The organism is Arthrobacter sp. Y3221160, from assembly GCF_059092585.1.
Window position 1 is genome coordinate 1,856,674 of sequence record NZ_JBNHHU010000001.1, and the last position, 14,074, is coordinate 1,870,747.

The following is a 14,074-nucleotide window of genomic DNA, read 5'->3' on the forward strand; positions in this document are numbered from 1 at the left end:
TTCGGACATCAGAGCGCCCCGGAAGTTCTGGCTGGCCGGCGCTCTCACCCCCTAGTCCCATCAAAGAATCAGCAGGCGCCCTTTTCACGACTGGAAAGGGCGCCTGCTGAATAGTCAGTCCGGAGTCAGTGTCCGGGAGCGGGATCGGAGCGGAATCAGGAGAGCTTGGACGCCACCAGCGAGGTCAGGTCCACCAGGCGGTTGGAGTAGCCCCATTCGTTGTCGTACCAGCCCACGACCTTGACCTGGTTGCCCATGACCTTGGTGAGGCCGGAGTCGAAGATGGCCGAGGCCGGGTCGGTGACAATATCCGAGGAGACGATGGGGTCCTCGGTGTAGGTCAGGATGCCGGCCAGGCGGGGATCCGCGGCTGCCGCCTTGAACGCGTCGTTGACTTCCTTCACCGTTACCTCGCGGCCGACCGTGACGGTGAGGTCCGTGGCGGAACCGGTGGGCACCGGCACGCGGATGGCGAAGCCGTCCAGCCGGCCCTTGAGCTCGGGCAGCACCTGCCCAATCGCCTTCGCTGCCCCGGTCGAGGTGGGAACCATGTTGATCGCGGCGGCCCGGGCCCGGCGCAGGTCGCGGTGCGGCCCGTCCTGCAGATTCTGATCCGCGGTGTAGGCGTGGATGGTGGTCATTAGGCCCTGCTCGATCCCGAAGTTCTCGTGCAGCACCTTCGCCAGCGGGGCCAGGCAGTTGGTGGTGCAGGAGGCGTTGGAGACGAGGTGGTGGGCACCGTCGTCGTACTCGCCGTCGTTGACGCCCATTACAACGCTGAGCACATCGCCCTTCGCGGGAGCGGAAATGAGGACCTTGCGGGCGCCGGCGACCAAATGCTTTTCGGCATCCGTGGAGCTGGTGAAGCGCCCGGTGGACTCGATCACGATGTCTACGCCGAGCTCGTGCCAAGGGAGGTTTCCGGGGTCGCGCTCGGCCAGCACCTTGATGGTCCGTCCGTCGACCACCAGGTCGCCGTCGGCGACCTTGACGTCCGCGCCCAGCCGGCCGACCACGGAGTCGTACTTGAGCAGGTGCGCCAGGGTTTCCGGCGAGCCGAGGTCATTGATCGCCACGATCTCGAGGTCTGCACCGATCTTGCCCTGCGCCATGGCCGCCCGGAAGTAGTTGCGGCCAATGCGCCCGAAACCGTTGATGCCAATCCGTACTGCCATGGGAACTCCTTTTATTTAGCCTCTAAATTTATGTTCCATTATTATTATCCTGATACTGCCGGACGAGGTCAAGGGGATCGATGTGAGCACCACCGCCACCACTCCGCAGGTCCTGCGGCTGACCAACCTGAAAGCCGTCCTGTCGGTGATGCGCGAGAACGGCGCAGTGACCGGGAGCGACCTGATCGAGGCGACCGGGCTGACGCGTGCCACGGTCATCGCGGTCTGCGACGACCTGGTGTCCCGGGGCTGGGCCCGCGAGGTGGCCGGCGAACGCGTGCTCGGCACGGCGAAGGGCAGGCCGGCCCGGCGGTTCCAGTTCAACCCCGGGGCGGGCTGCGTGCTGGGACTGGACGTCGGCATGGCCACCGCCACCGTGCTGGTGGCGGACCTGAACGGCCTGGTGCTGGCCCGCATCTCAGAGCGGTTCGAGAAGCCGCCGGCTCCGGCGGACTCGCGCCGCTCCACGATTAAGCGGGCAGTAGCCGCCGCCCTGGCCGAGGCCGGACTGCCGCCGGAATCGGTGCTGGCGACGGCCATCGGGGTGTCCACCGTCGTCGATCGCCACGGCAACGTGGCACCCGGACATGAACTTTCCGAGCACTTCGACATTGGCCTGCAGACCGAGGTCTTTGCCCGCTACGGCTGGCCGGTGCTGCTGGAGAACGACGCGAACCTGGCGGCCCTGGCGGAGCGCTGGAGCGGCGCCGGCAAGGGCGTCGACGACTTGGCCGTCATGCTGGCCGGCGAGCGGCTGGGCACCGGCCTGATCGAATCGGGCCGGCTGCTGCACGGCTGCAACGGCGGCGCCGGCGAAGTGGGCACCCTGGAACTGGTGGACGGGGTGGGCAGCCAGGACGGCATCGCGCGGCTGGCCCGCTACTGGGGCAACGAGGCCCTGGCCTCCGGCAGGCCCACCTTGATCCGCGAACTGGTGGGGCCGGGCACCACGCGCGTGTCGGCCCGTTTCGTCTTCGAGGCCGCGGCCCGGGGAGACGCGGTGGCGCAGGAAATCCTGGAGCGCATCGGCCAACGGATGGCCCGCGTGGTCGCGATACTGGGCACCTTCCTCAACCCGGAACTCGTGGTGATCGGCGGCGCGGTGGCCGCCTCGGCGTCTGCCCTGCTGCCCACCATCAACCGGGAACTCCCCAAGCTCACGGCGACGCCGCCGCGGGTGGCGGTCTCCGGGTTCGGCGACGCGATTGTGGCCACCGGAGCGGTGCGGCTGGCCCTGGATTACGTGGAGGAGCACGCCATGGAACTTGTCCCGGCCGGCATGGCGGCGAGCTAGGCGCGATCCCGTCGGGGACCCACCGGACGCCCGGCGGAAACGACGGCCTCCCGCGTGCCGCCGCCGGTCAGGTGAGGACGTTCATTGGCGCGCCGTCGAGGTAGGCCAGGATGTCCTCGAGCATCTGCGTGTACCCCAGCCTGTGGGCCTCCTCGGTGACGAAGCCGACGTGCGGGCTGAGGATCAGGTTAGGCACGTCGAGCAGCGGGCTGTCCTGCGGCAGCGGCTCCACGTCGTAGACGTCGAGCGCGGCGCCGGCGATCCGCCGTCCCGCCAGCGCAGCCACCAAGGCGTCCTCGTCCACCAGCGGTCCGCGCGAGGTGTTGACCAGCCGGCCGCCGGAACCCAGGAGGTCCAGCTCGGCGGCGCCGACAATCCCGCGGGTGGACTTCGCCAGCCTCAGGTGGACGCTGACGATGTCCGAGCGCCGGAACAGATCCTGCTTGGACACCCACTCCGCCCCGTGGCCGGCGGCGCGTTCCCGGGTCAGGTGCGGGCTCCACGCCAGTACGTCCATCCCGAACGCCTGCGCGTAGCGGGCCATCAGCTGCCCCAGCCTGCCCAGGCCCAGCAGCCCGAGGGTGGACCCGGCCAGGTCGACCCCCATCCGGGCCTGCCAGATCCCGGCCCGCACGTCCCTGTCGTTCTGTGGGATCTCCCGGGCCACAGCCATCACCAGCGCCCAGGCCAGCTCGGCCGGAGCCTGCGTCGTTTTCTGTGTCCCGCACACGGTCACCCCACGGGCGCGCGCGGCGTCCAGGTCGATCGATGCGTTGTGCATGCCGGTAGTGGTCACCAGCTCCAGGCCGGGCAGCAGGTCCATCAGTACGGCGGTGATGGGTGTCCGCTCGCGCATGGTGACCACCACCTGCGACCCTTCCAAGCGCTCGGCGAGAACGCCGACGTCGTCACAATGGTCCGTGAAACGCTCGACGGCGATGCCCGCCGGCAACTGCTCCCACGGGGCGCTGCCCAGTGCGACGTCCTGGTAGTCATCGAGGATGGCGATCTTCACGATGCCAGCGTATCCGCCCGGGGCCCGGGAGAGCCGGGGAGCCCCGGCTTGGCGGGCGCGGTGCCGGGTGCTTTAAGCTGCGCAGCCGGGCAAGCTCCGGATCAGCGCAGTTACGCCCAGGGCGTTAACGCAGCAGGCAGGGCCCGGAGCGGATCCGGGCCCTGCCTTTGGGTGTCGCGTGGGTTAGTTGGCCGGCAGCACGAAGGCCGAGTCAACCGTGATGGTGACCTTGTCGCCCACCAGCACGCCGCCGGCTTCCAGGGCGGCGTTCCAGGTGATGCCGAATTCCTTGCGGGAGATCTGCGTGGTGGCAGAGAAGCCGGCGCGGGTGGCGCCGAACGGGTCAACCGCCATGCCGCCGAATTCGACGTCGAAGACCACCGGCTTGGTGGTGTCCTTGATGGTCAGCTCGCCGGCCAGCCGGAACTCTTCGGGAGTGCCTTCGACGCTGGTGGCCTTGAAGGTCATCTCCGGGTACTGCTCCACGTTGAAGAAGTCTTCGCCCTTGACGTGGGCGTCGCGGTTGTCATCGTTGGAGTCGAACGAGGCGGTCTTCACGACGGCTTCGACGGAGGAAGTGGCCAGGCTGTCGCCGACCACGAGGGTGGCGTCGGCGTCGGTGAATTGGCCGCGCACCTTGCTGATGCCGGCGTGGCGGACGGAGAAGCCGACCTCGGTGTGGGACTGGTCGAGATTCCAGGTTCCGGGGGTGAGCTGTACGGCCATTTAGTGCCTCCTGGTTGAAGTTAGGATATGAAGCCCGGGTGAACTTCATGCTTATGCATCTACCGTAGCACCTGATAGTTGAAGAGTCAACTAATGGCCGGTGAACGGCAGGCAACAATTCTTCGCCCGGCGCGGGAGGCCGCCCTGCCAACATCCACGGTGGTTGTCCTGCGCCCTGCTTCGGGTAGATGATCGGAGCAGGGCACGATGCCACCCGTTCGGAGACATCCGGCCCCGTCATCGAGCGAAGGACACGGCATGGCAGCACCGCCAGCCACGAAGGCCACGCTGACCGGGCGGTCGCCGGCCATGCTGGCGGGCGTCGCGTCCGCGGCCGCGCTCTTTGGCACGGCTGAACTGGCGGCAGCTTTTTTCGGCCCGGCCGCCTCCCCCTTCGGCTCGGTGGGCGCCGCCGTCGTGGAACTCTCCCCGACCTGGCTGACCGAATTCGCCATTTCGACTTTCGGGACGGCGGACAAACTCGTGCTGTTCTTTGCGATGGCGATCGTTGCGGTACTGATCGCCGCCGCGGCCGGCCTGCTCGCAGCCCGGCGCTGGACCGCCGGCGCGCTGGTGGTGGTGATGCTCGCGGCGGGCATGGCGGCCTGCGTGCTCACCCGCGCCGGGGCTGTGCCGGCCGATGCCATTCCGACGGCGCTGGGAACCGCGGCTGGCCTGCTCTGCCTGCGCCGGCTGATCAGGCTCCTGCCCCGGCCCGCGCCCTTGTCCGTGGGCGACGCGGCCGTCATGCCGGAGGTTCCGGACCGCCGCCGCTTCCTGGCGAACGCCGCGGCGATGGCGGGTGTCGCCGTCGTCATGGGGATCGCGGCCGGCGCAGTTTCGGCGGCGCGGAACAGCGCACGGCAGGTGCGCCAGGCATTGGGGCTGCCGGCCCCCGCGCGGCCTGCCGGGCCATTGCCGGAGGATGTGCAGGCACCGGTGGACGGGGTGGTTCCCTTCGTAACCCCCAACGAGGAGTTCTATCGCATCGACACTGCGCTCATCGTCCCGTCGGTAGATCCGGGGCAATGGCAGCTGCGCGTTCACGGACTGGTTGAGGAAGAGTTCAGCATTAACTTCGAGGAGTTGCTGGAGGCCGACCTTGTGGAGAGCTACACCACGCTGACGTGCGTTTCGAATCAGGTGGGCGGGAACCTGGCCGGCAACGCCCGCTGGCTGGGGTATCCGCTGCGCGACTTGCTGGCGCGTGCACGCCCCCTGCCGGAGGCGGACATGGTCCTGTCCACCAGCGTCGACGGCTTCACTGCTTCGACCCCCTTGGAAGTGCTCACCGACGGGAGGGACGCGCTGCTCGCGGTCGGGATGAACGGGGAGCCCCTGCCACTGCAGCACGGTTTCCCCGTGCGGATGGTGGTGCCGGGGTTGTACGGATACGTGTCCGCGACCAAGTGGGTGGTCGACCTGGAGCTCACGCGGTTTGCGGACAAGGCCGCCTACTGGACCACCCGCGGCTGGTCGGACCGCGGTCCGATCAAGACGGCCTCGAGAATCGAGGTGCCGCGGCCCGGAGCCCGCCTGCCGGCCGGGACGCTGGCCTTTGGGGGAACGGCCTGGGCCCAGCACCGGGGCCTGTCAAAGGTCCAGGTGCAGTTGGACGACGGCGACTGGGTGGACGCCCAACTGGCGGCGGAGGCTTCCGTGGACACCTGGCGCCAGTGGTACTCGGTGCAGGACGACGTTCCGGCCGGGCCGCACCGGCTCCGGGTGCGCGCCTGGGAGGCCGACGGAACGCTGCAGACCGAGGCGGCGGCACCGCCTGCTCCGGATGGCGCCACCGGCTGGCACAGCGTTGATTTCACCGTTGCTTAACCGCCGGGTCATCTTCGTCACAGGGCCCGCGCCCGATGCCCGGGATTCCGCCGCCGGTCTGCAGGAGGCGCCCAGCTTCGGTTGCTATGCTCAATAGCCGCCTCCCGTCGCCGCAGGCGGCTGCCCGTTCCCTCGGCGGCACCGCCGTCGTTCCCCGGCGCACCGATTTCCTACCGTTCACCTTCCCTTCCCTCCAGGAGACCCGCACCCCGATGACCAGCCCGGCAGTATCCGATCAGCACAAGGACCTCATGGACCGCAGGTACGACTCTGGCGTCGCCGACATTAACCGTCTCTGCGACGAACTGCGGGACCTGAAGCCGGGTACCGAGGTCCCTTACGTGGATCCGATCCACGACGCCGATGAATGCCGGATCGTCTCGCTCTACTCGAACATCGGGCACGCCTCGGACACGGGTTTCATCTGGCCGGGAGACCAGGAGGCAACGACGCGGATGCTCGGGCTGCAGTGGCAGCTCGGCCTGCGGCCCCAATACGTGATGCCGTGGAACGTGCATCCGTGGTTCACCCCGGGCGAGGCCAACGGCAAGCTCACCCCCGACCAGATCAACGCCGGCCTCAAGCCGCTGCTGAAGATGCTGACGCTGGTGCCGCGGGCCTCGGTGCTCGTGGCACACGGAACCGAAGCCCAGCGGCTGGCCGGCTTGCTGCTGAAGACCGAGAACCCGCTGCTCTGGCGGCGCGGCTTCAAGACCTACAAGGTTCGGGCGCTCAGCGGCCGGGCCTTCGCGGGTTCGCCTGCCCGCCAGCAGGAATGGCTGGACGCGATGCACGAAGCCTATGCCGACGCCATGGCGCGCACCGGATTGGGCCGGCCCGCCAAGTAGCACTGCGACCCGGCTCGCCGGCACCGCCGGCGACCGGCCGTCCATCCCTCCCATCCGGCTGAACAATCCCTCTCCCGCCATGGCGGCTGCGCCTTCCCGCGGCTAGCCTGAGCCTGGACGGGAGGAACAGCCATGCCGTTGTGGATGACCGCGTTTTCCGTAGGGGCGATGGGCGGTGCCGCGCTGGTGCTCGGCTGTGCCGTCGCTTGGAAATGGGACATTCCCGTCAAGGTTGTCTCGACTGTCATGGCCTTCGGCGCCGGCGTCCTTATTTCGGCGCTCGCCTTCGAACTGGTCGACGAAGCGGTAACGACCGGCGGGATCGGCGCGACCATCGGAGGTTTCCTCGTCGGCGCCTGTCTCTTCGTGGCAACGAACGCCCTGCTGGCCACAAAAGGGGCCAGGCACCGCAAACGGTCCGGCAATCAGCAGCCCGCCGAGGGAGATACCCCGGGCAGCGGCCTGGCGATCGCCGCCGGCGCCCTGCTGGACGGTATCCCTGAATCCCTCGTGCTGGGCCTCGGCCTCGTCGCCGGGGGAACAGTCAGCCCCGCAATGTTGGGAGCCGTGTTCATTTCCAACATCCCCGAAGGGCTCTCCAGCAGCGCCGGCATGAAGAAGGCCGGGCGGGGCGCGGGCTATGTTTTTGGCGTGTGGGGCACCATTGCCGTGCTCTCCGGAGCCAGCGCACTGGTCGGTTACCTTGCGCTGCAAGACGCACCGGAAGAGCTCGTGGCGTTCATCAACGCGCTGGCGGCGGGCGCCATCCTGGCCATGGTCGCCGACACCATGATCCCCGAGGCCTTCGAAGAGCATCACATCCTCACCGGCCTCACGGCAGCGCTCGGGTTCGTCACGGCCCTGGGCCTCGATGCGCTGTAATCCGGCCCCTGCGGCCATCCCCCGGCCACGCTGAAACCAGGACCAATCACGGTGAGAATCAGCAGGTTCGCCATTGCGGGGAACCGGATGCGGAATCCACAAAATTTTCTCGTTCCCGGTCAATGACGGATCTATACTGTGGGAGCGCCCTGCGACAGGGCCCCGGGCAACGGGGTTCGCCCGGCCGGGGCGACAGGAGAAAATCGGTGCGCTGGTCGCTCGAACATACGGTCCCGGCTGTTGTCCCGAGGCCGGCTCCCCCGCCGCCGCTTCGCCGCGCGCTTAGCCGCTGGCTGTTGATGGACAAAGTTCCGCCGGTGGGCCGCGAAAGCGCAGCGCGCGGGACGCCCCATCCCTGGTGGAAGGTCGTGTGCCTGACCGGCGTTGATTACTTCTCCACGCTCTCCTACCTGCCCGGAATTGCCCTGATCGCTGCGGGACCGCTGTCGCCGCTGGCAACGCTGCTCATTGTGGGGCTCACCTTGCTGGGAATGCTCCCGCTCTACCGGCGCGTGGCGGCGGAGAGCCCGCACGGGGAAGGCTCGGTGGCCATGCTCGACCGGCTCCTGCCGTTTTGGAAGGGGAAGGTTGTTATCCTCGTCCTGCTCGGTTTCGTTGCCACATCGTGGATCATCACCATCACACTCTCGGCCGCCGACGCAACGGTGCATTTGCTCGAGAATCCCTACTCTCCCGGCTTCTTGCAGGGCCACCCGGTTCCAGTCACCGTCGTGCTGCTGTTGGTCCTCGGGGGCATCTTCCTGATCGGATTCGGCGAGGCTGTAGCCATTGCCGTGCCCCTGGTGACCGCGTTTGTGATCCTGAATGCGGCCGTCATCATGGCCGGCCTGTCGCTCATCGCGCAGGACCCCGGCCGCATCAGCGACTGGGCGCAGGCCATGGCCGTTGCCAGCCCCGGCCCCGGCAACCTAACCTTGTCCCTGCTGCTGGCATTTCCTCTGCTGATCCTGGGCCTGTCTGGATTCGAGACCGGCGTGAGCATGATGCCGCTCGTGGCGTCCGAGGGGCACACTCCCGCACAACGCCTCGCCTCACGGGTCCGCAATACGCGGAAGATGCTGACGTGTGCTGCGGCTGTTATGAGCGGTTTCCTGATGGGCAGCAGCTTCGTGACGGCCGTCCTCATCCCGCCCGAGGCCTACGCCGCAGGCGGCCCCGCGGATGGCCGGGCCCTCTCCTATCTTGCGCACGCACTGCTCGGCGAGGGGTTCGGCACGATCTATGACGCGGCAACGGTCTTGATCCTGTGGTTCGCGGGAGCCTCGGCGATGGCCGGGCTGATCAACATCGTCCCGCGTTACCTGCCGCGCTTCGGAATGGCCCCCGAATGGACCAGTGCGATCCGGCCCGTCGTCCTGGTCTACACCGGGGTCAGCATCCTGCTCACCGTGGGTTTCGGGGCGGATGTCAACGCCCAGGCCGGAGCCTACGCCACAGGCATCCTGGCCATGATGGTGTCGGCGGCCGTCGCTGTCGCCGTCACGACTGCACGCCGCCACAAACGCCGCACCGCTGCCGGGTACGGCGCCCTCAGTTTGGTGCTGCTCTACGCACTGCTGGCCAACGTCCTGGAAAAACCCGAGGGCATCGGCATCTGCGGGCTGTTCATCGTCGGCATGGTCGGCGTCTCGCTCGTCTCCCGCGTCGCCCGCACCATAGAACTCCGCGCCGAACGTATCGAATTCGACCAGACTGCCCGGCGGTTCATCAGCGATTCCTTGGACAAGGACGGCTCGCTGAACATCATCGCCAAGCGCCGGCCCGGCAACCACGACGATTACAGTGCCAAGGAAGACGCGCAGCGGCACATGAATCCGGTCCCGGGGACGGCGGACGTCCTGTTCCTCGAAATCGACATCGTGGACCCTTCGGCCTTCGCCAAGGTGCTTCGCGTCCGCGGCATCGACGTCGGCGGGTACCGGGTGCTTCGTGCGGAAAGCCCCGCGGCCCCGAATGCTATTGCCGCCATCCTCCTGGCCGTGCGGGACGCAACGGGTGTTCGCCCCCATGCCTATTTCGAATGGTCTGAAGGCAATCCGCTCGGCCACCTCTTCCGCTATCTGCTCCTGGGAGAGGGAGACACGGCTCCCGTAGTGCGCGAAATCATCAGGCAGAATGAGCCTGACCCTGCCCACCGGCCCGGGATCCATGTGGGCGGATAGCGGCGGCGGAAGCCCGCCCTGACCGCTGAGATGCCGCACGCCGCCGTCGTCGTGGGCACGGCGGCCGGAGGGCGGTCACGCCCGGGCACGAGCATTGCGGTCGCTTTGGGTGGCGGCTAGATTATCTCCATGTCGCAGGAACCAGGGATGGGGGCGCCTGGAGCTCAGGGAACCGGGGGAATGTCCGGCGAACCGGAACGTCCCGCGCCACCGCGTCCGCAGATGTCCGACCTCACGCCGCCTCCGATCATCGGGACTTTGGTGCCGCCGCCTGCTGTCAAGAGGGTCCGCGCCTTGTGGATCCTCAGTTTTGTTTCGGGACTGATTGCGGGGATCTTCGCGTATTTCGCGCAGGAGGAGATCCTCAAGCACCTGCGCGGGCTCATCGACGGTTTGGAGCAGGGCGCCGACAAGGAGACCGTGGAAGCGCTCGCGGTCGTGGTTTTCTGGGGAACCCTGGGCGTGCTGGCGCTCGTCATGCTGATCGAGGCCGTGCTGCTGCGGGCCCTTATGCGCCGGCATGGCAAGGTGCGCTTCGTGCTGCTCGCCATGCTGTTCGTCCACGGGGCGGTGACCCTGCTGGCCGACGAATTCCTGGCCGCTCCCGGCGATCAGGAATTGGGCATCAGGATCATGCTGGTTCTGCAGCTGGTGCTAGCCGGCGCGGCGGTAATCGCCAGCGTCCTGAGCGGGGCCAACCAATGGTTCCGTGCCGAGCACCAGGGGCGGCGAGGCAGGCCGCCTGCCTGAAGCAGGCTGCATTCCGGCCAACAGTTCCTCGCAGCTGCGAATGACGGTCTGGCAGACCTCGGCGACGGCACGGCCGCGCAGCGGGTCGCCGGCCACGGCGTGCCAACGTCTCAGGCACGCCACGGCGTGCTCCCGCAGGACCTCGCCCGGGGCGTCACGCGGAAGCCCCAGGCGTTCGGGCGCCGAGACGCCTTCGCCGCCGATCATCCGTTCAGCTTCGGCGGCCAACTCCGGCTCCAACGGCAGCCCGGTGGTGCGGGCGGCCGCCAGCAGACGCAGTTCACGGAAGGCGTGGGCGCTGGCGAGCAGCCGTTCCAAGCCGGCCGCGACTCCCGCGGCGCCCGGGCGGGGGTGGTCGTTCAGCAGCTTTTCGACGCCGACCAGGGCCGTCCGGGCTTTCAACTGTCCGGCCCGGGCTTGGAACTGCCCGGTCATCACGGCCAGCAATTCGTCCAGCCCGCTGCGGCGGGCCAGTTCGTGGGCCAGCGCGGTCGGCTCCGAGATGCCTCCACGGAGCAGCGCGGCTGCCAGCCGGAGCCCGAAGAGCCCGAACCTGTCCAGCAACTTGGCCCGCGCTTCCGGCGTGGCGGACAGCGGGCCTCCCGGACGGACGAAGCGGTCGGCGGACAGCAGGAGCAGCTCCCGTTCCCGCCTGTCCAAGGAAGCGAGCTCGGCGAGGACGGCGTATTCCGCCTGCCGCAGGCTGCGCGCCGACTGGGCCAGCAGGCCGGCGATCGGCACTACCCCGAGGGCCAGTGAACGCAACGCGCCGTCACGGCGGTACCGCGCAGCGATGTCCCGGGCGGAGAGCATGGCGTCGATCCGGCCGGACCCAACCTCGTCCGCACGGGACAATACCGCCAGTGCGTTGACGGTACCGCTCTGGCCGGCCGCGGTATCACGGAAGGACTCCAAGAAACCCAGGTCGGACGCGTGCAGGTGCCGCAGCAGGTAGATGATCGCGTCGGCCTCCGAGGGCGCGTCGGCCGGCGTCAGGAAATCGGTGGAGCGGGCCGACACGTCCCGGGAGAGCGAGGCAATGCCCGGCGTGTCGATCAACGTCACGTCCCGCAGGGTTCGGGACGGCCAGTCCACCACGAGCCTGTCGACGTCCTCTGCCTGGACCCCGCCGAGCTCGAACACCAACCGGCCGTCGGTGCGCTTGGTCGGCAGGTCCCGGGGCGCTCCAGAACGCGGGTGCAGGGTAATCCGCGGCGTGTCGCCGAAGCGGTACCAGGTGACCACCCGGGTGCACTCTCCCGTGTCGGTCGGGGCAATCTCTTCGCCGATAATGGCGTTGAGCAGGGTTGACTTGCCCGCTTTGACCATGCCCGCAATGGCGATCCGCAGCGGCTCGTCGAGGCGGCGCGCATACTCCTCCAACACCTGACGCACGGCCGGTTCGTCGCGGTAGGCTTCGATCGCTTCCTGGACCAGCGCGCGGGCCGCTTCGACGTCCGCTCCGGCTGCCGCGGTGTTCATGCCTGTCCAGCCACTTGCGGTGCAGCGTCCAGCGCCAATGCCTGCTTGCGCAGCGACTCCACGAGCGCGAGGGACGCCTTGAGCTCCTTGATCCGCAGGTCGCGTTCCTGGTGGAACCGGCTTGCCGCCTTCTGCGCCGCCAGTACCGAATCCGCCAGCGAGCGATGGTGCTCTTCGGCCAGTTCGGTGAAGTGGTCGCGGGTGGCCCGCTGCACTACCCTGAGCCGGTCCTTGAGCTGCTTGCCAACCTGGAACACGACCTCATCGACTTGTTTCCGGACCAGGGCCTTGGCCTCCGATTGGCGGCGCTTCAACCGGGCTTCCTTGTCTTCGCGGTAGGCCTTGCCTCCCAGCAGCAGGCCGGCGCCGACCGAGATCGGGTTGATCAGCGCCATACCCGCGATCCCGGTGAGGAGGCCGAACATCAACACACCGCCGTACGAACCCCGCATGCCAATCAGTATTTTCTGGACCGTTCCAAGGCGTCCTGCATCCAGATCCGGGATTTCCTCGACCGGGTCGAGCACGTTCTCCGTGGAATCGACCTGCAGCAACGGCAGGGTCACGTCGTCTTGGTTGAAGTGCTCGGCGACCTTTTCCGCCAGCCACAACGACCGTTCGTTCGTCCACACGAAGGTGTCGGACACGGCCGCGGCCACACGCTGTTCCAGCCAGTGCACAAACTGCTCCCACTGCGGACCGGGATCCCCGGTATCAATGGACTGCTCGGCGTCCCGCAAAATGCTGCGCAGCCGGTCTCGCAAGTCGTATTCCATATCGGCGATGAGATCGCTCATGCCGTCATTGAGCGTGACCTGCCAGCGGGAAGAACGACGGCGGAGCTCGTCGGCGCGTTCCTTGGCCGTTTCCAGCTCGGCCAGCATCTCCGGGGTTCCGTCCGGATTCTCCAGCGCGCTCAGTTCCGACTTCAGCGAGAGCCGCAGATGGTCCATGGCCGAAATCAGGTCCTGCGCCACCGACCGCCGCTGGAGCCGCTCGGTCTGGCCCAGAATCTTTTGCCGGAGGTAGGCCACCAGCTCCGGAAATCCCGATTCGGCGTTCAGCTCGCTGTCACGCATTTCGGCCGCCCGGAGGCGAAGTTCCGAGGAGACCGGAATCAGCGGCATGCCTGCCCCGATCCGCTTCAAATGGCCCCTGTCCAGTTGGGCCACCCGCCGCCATTGCGGGTACAAATCCGTCTTGGACAGGACGCCGGCCACATTGGGGCAAATCCGTTGCGCCTGCCGCAGGAACCGGATCTCCGGTTCGGTGAACTCCTGGGATGCGTCCGAGACCAACAGCACGGCGTCCGCCGTCGGCAATGCCGTCAGCGTGGTGAGGGTATGGGCCGAGTCCAATCCCCCGACCCCCGGCGAGTCCACCAGGGCGAGTCCGCCGTGCAAGACCTTCCGGGGCAGGGAGACTTCCGCTGCTGCCAGCCGGCGCTCGTTGCCCGGATTCCCCCGTTCCGAGACGTGCTCGGCGAGCTCGTCCAAGGCGACCGGGAGACGCTCCAGTTCAACGTCCCCGTCGCTGGAGTCGGCGCGTTCCTTCGGAACCAGGATCACGGCTGAGGCAGGCTCCCCGTGCTTGACCACCGTCGGCACCGAGGTGGCGACGTCGTCGTCGATGGGACAAACCGGCGCATTTACCAGGGCGTTAATGAGCTGGCTTTTGCCCTGCTTGAATTCACCGACGACGATCACCCGGGTGGTCGGATCCTGCAATCGCTTGCGGGTCTGTTCCAGGCGCCGCTGCAAGTCTGCGCGCTCACCCTTCTTGGCCAATTCCTGGCCCTGATCCACCAGCTTGACGAGCTCGACCACCGTATCCCCTTTTGACTTCCGGCCCCGCGGCCGGACCGTGACACTGTCCAGCAGGAGGTCCCC

Annotated in this window: 11 protein-coding genes; 6 read left to right on the forward strand and 5 right to left on the reverse strand. The window is 67.8% G+C overall.

What is annotated here, in order from left to right; translation table 11 throughout:
* Nucleotides 1-155: 155 nt before the first annotated feature.
* Entirely contained in the window at nt 156-1,175 is a 1,020-nt protein-coding gene (gene gap / locus AC5RWG_RS08630) for a type I glyceraldehyde-3-phosphate dehydrogenase (RefSeq protein WP_494166767.1), read from the reverse strand.
* 82 nt (nt 1,176-1,257) lie between these two features.
* Here gap and AC5RWG_RS08635 point away from each other — a divergent pair, with 82 nt between their 5' ends.
* Nucleotides 1,258-2,469 (forward strand): ROK family protein, encoded by a 1,212-nt coding sequence (locus AC5RWG_RS08635; RefSeq protein WP_494024228.1) that lies wholly within the window; start codon nt 1,258-1,260, stop codon nt 2,467-2,469.
* A 67-nt stretch (nt 2,470-2,536) separates the two neighbouring features.
* Here AC5RWG_RS08635 and AC5RWG_RS08640 read toward each other — a convergent pair whose 3' ends face one another.
* Both AC5RWG_RS08640 and AC5RWG_RS08645 read right to left on the reverse strand, forming a co-directional pair.
* Nucleotides 2,537-3,484, reverse strand: a complete 948-nt coding sequence (locus AC5RWG_RS08640; RefSeq protein ID WP_494166768.1) for a D-2-hydroxyacid dehydrogenase family protein — start codon at nt 3,482-3,484, stop codon at nt 2,537-2,539.
* A 183-nt stretch (nt 3,485-3,667) separates the two neighbouring features.
* A complete protein-coding gene (locus AC5RWG_RS08645; RefSeq protein ID WP_494000850.1) occupies nt 3,668-4,210 on the reverse strand; it encodes a YceI family protein in 543 nt (180 codons plus the stop codon).
* Nucleotides 4,211-4,468: 258 nt separating this feature from the next.
* On the opposite strand from AC5RWG_RS08645, the gene AC5RWG_RS08650 reads away from it, so the two are divergent.
* The 5 genes from AC5RWG_RS08650 to AC5RWG_RS08670 all read left to right on the forward strand — a co-directional run bounded on the left by AC5RWG_RS08650 (nt 4,469) and on the right by AC5RWG_RS08670 (nt 10,703).
* A complete protein-coding gene (locus AC5RWG_RS08650) occupies nt 4,469-6,040 on the forward strand; it encodes a molybdopterin-dependent oxidoreductase (protein ID WP_494166769.1) in 1,572 nt (523 codons plus the stop codon).
* Nucleotides 6,041-6,252: 212 nt separating this feature from the next.
* Complete coding sequence (locus AC5RWG_RS08655; protein ID WP_494001311.1) at nt 6,253-6,888, forward strand: uracil-DNA glycosylase family protein; 636 nt, start codon at nt 6,253-6,255, stop codon at nt 6,886-6,888.
* A gap of 132 nt (nt 6,889-7,020) precedes the next feature.
* Nucleotides 7,021-7,770 (forward strand): ZIP family metal transporter, encoded by a 750-nt coding sequence (locus tag AC5RWG_RS08660; protein WP_494013734.1) that lies wholly within the window; start codon nt 7,021-7,023, stop codon nt 7,768-7,770.
* 317 nt (nt 7,771-8,087) lie between these two features.
* Nucleotides 8,088-9,953 (forward strand): APC family permease, encoded by a 1,866-nt coding sequence (locus AC5RWG_RS08665; RefSeq protein WP_494166770.1) that lies wholly within the window; start codon nt 8,088-8,090, stop codon nt 9,951-9,953.
* A 180-nt stretch (nt 9,954-10,133) separates the two neighbouring features.
* The gene (locus tag AC5RWG_RS08670) at nt 10,134-10,703 is read left to right on the forward strand and encodes a hypothetical protein (RefSeq protein WP_494000854.1); all 570 of its coding nucleotides are present in this window, start codon (nt 10,134-10,136) and stop codon (nt 10,701-10,703) included.
* Here AC5RWG_RS08670 and AC5RWG_RS08675 read toward each other — a convergent pair.
* Both AC5RWG_RS08675 and AC5RWG_RS08680 read right to left on the reverse strand, forming a co-directional pair.
* Nucleotides 10,608-12,185 (reverse strand): dynamin family protein, encoded by a 1,578-nt coding sequence (locus AC5RWG_RS08675; protein WP_494166771.1) that lies wholly within the window; start codon nt 12,183-12,185, stop codon nt 10,608-10,610. The two genes, AC5RWG_RS08670 and AC5RWG_RS08675, sit on opposite strands and share 96 nt — an antisense overlap.
* On the reverse strand, nt 12,182-14,011 hold the full coding sequence (locus AC5RWG_RS08680; protein WP_494166772.1) for a dynamin family protein: 1,830 nt from the start codon (nt 14,009-14,011) through the stop codon (nt 12,182-12,184). The genes AC5RWG_RS08675 and AC5RWG_RS08680 overlap by 4 nt, the downstream gene beginning before the upstream one ends.
* Nucleotides 14,012-14,074: the final 63 nt, after the last annotated feature.

Coding starts and splice junctions, on each gene's coding strand:
- AC5RWG_RS08675 (WP_494166771.1), bottom strand. CDS start 12,185: ATGAACACCGCGGCAGCCGGAGCGGACGTCGAAGCGGCCCGCGCGCTG.
- gap (WP_494166767.1), bottom strand. CDS start 1,175: ATGGCAGTACGGATTGGCATCAACGGTTTCGGGCGCATTGGCCGCAAC.
- AC5RWG_RS08655 (WP_494001311.1), top strand. CDS start 6,253: ATGACCAGCCCGGCAGTATCCGATCAGCACAAGGACCTCATGGACCGC.
- AC5RWG_RS08660 (WP_494013734.1), top strand. CDS start 7,021: ATGCCGTTGTGGATGACCGCGTTTTCCGTAGGGGCGATGGGCGGTGCC.
- AC5RWG_RS08650 (WP_494166769.1), top strand. CDS start 4,469: ATGGCAGCACCGCCAGCCACGAAGGCCACGCTGACCGGGCGGTCGCCG.
- AC5RWG_RS08645 (WP_494000850.1), bottom strand. CDS start 4,210: ATGGCCGTACAGCTCACCCCCGGAACCTGGAATCTCGACCAGTCCCAC.
- AC5RWG_RS08670 (WP_494000854.1), top strand. CDS start 10,134: ATGTCCGGCGAACCGGAACGTCCCGCGCCACCGCGTCCGCAGATGTCC.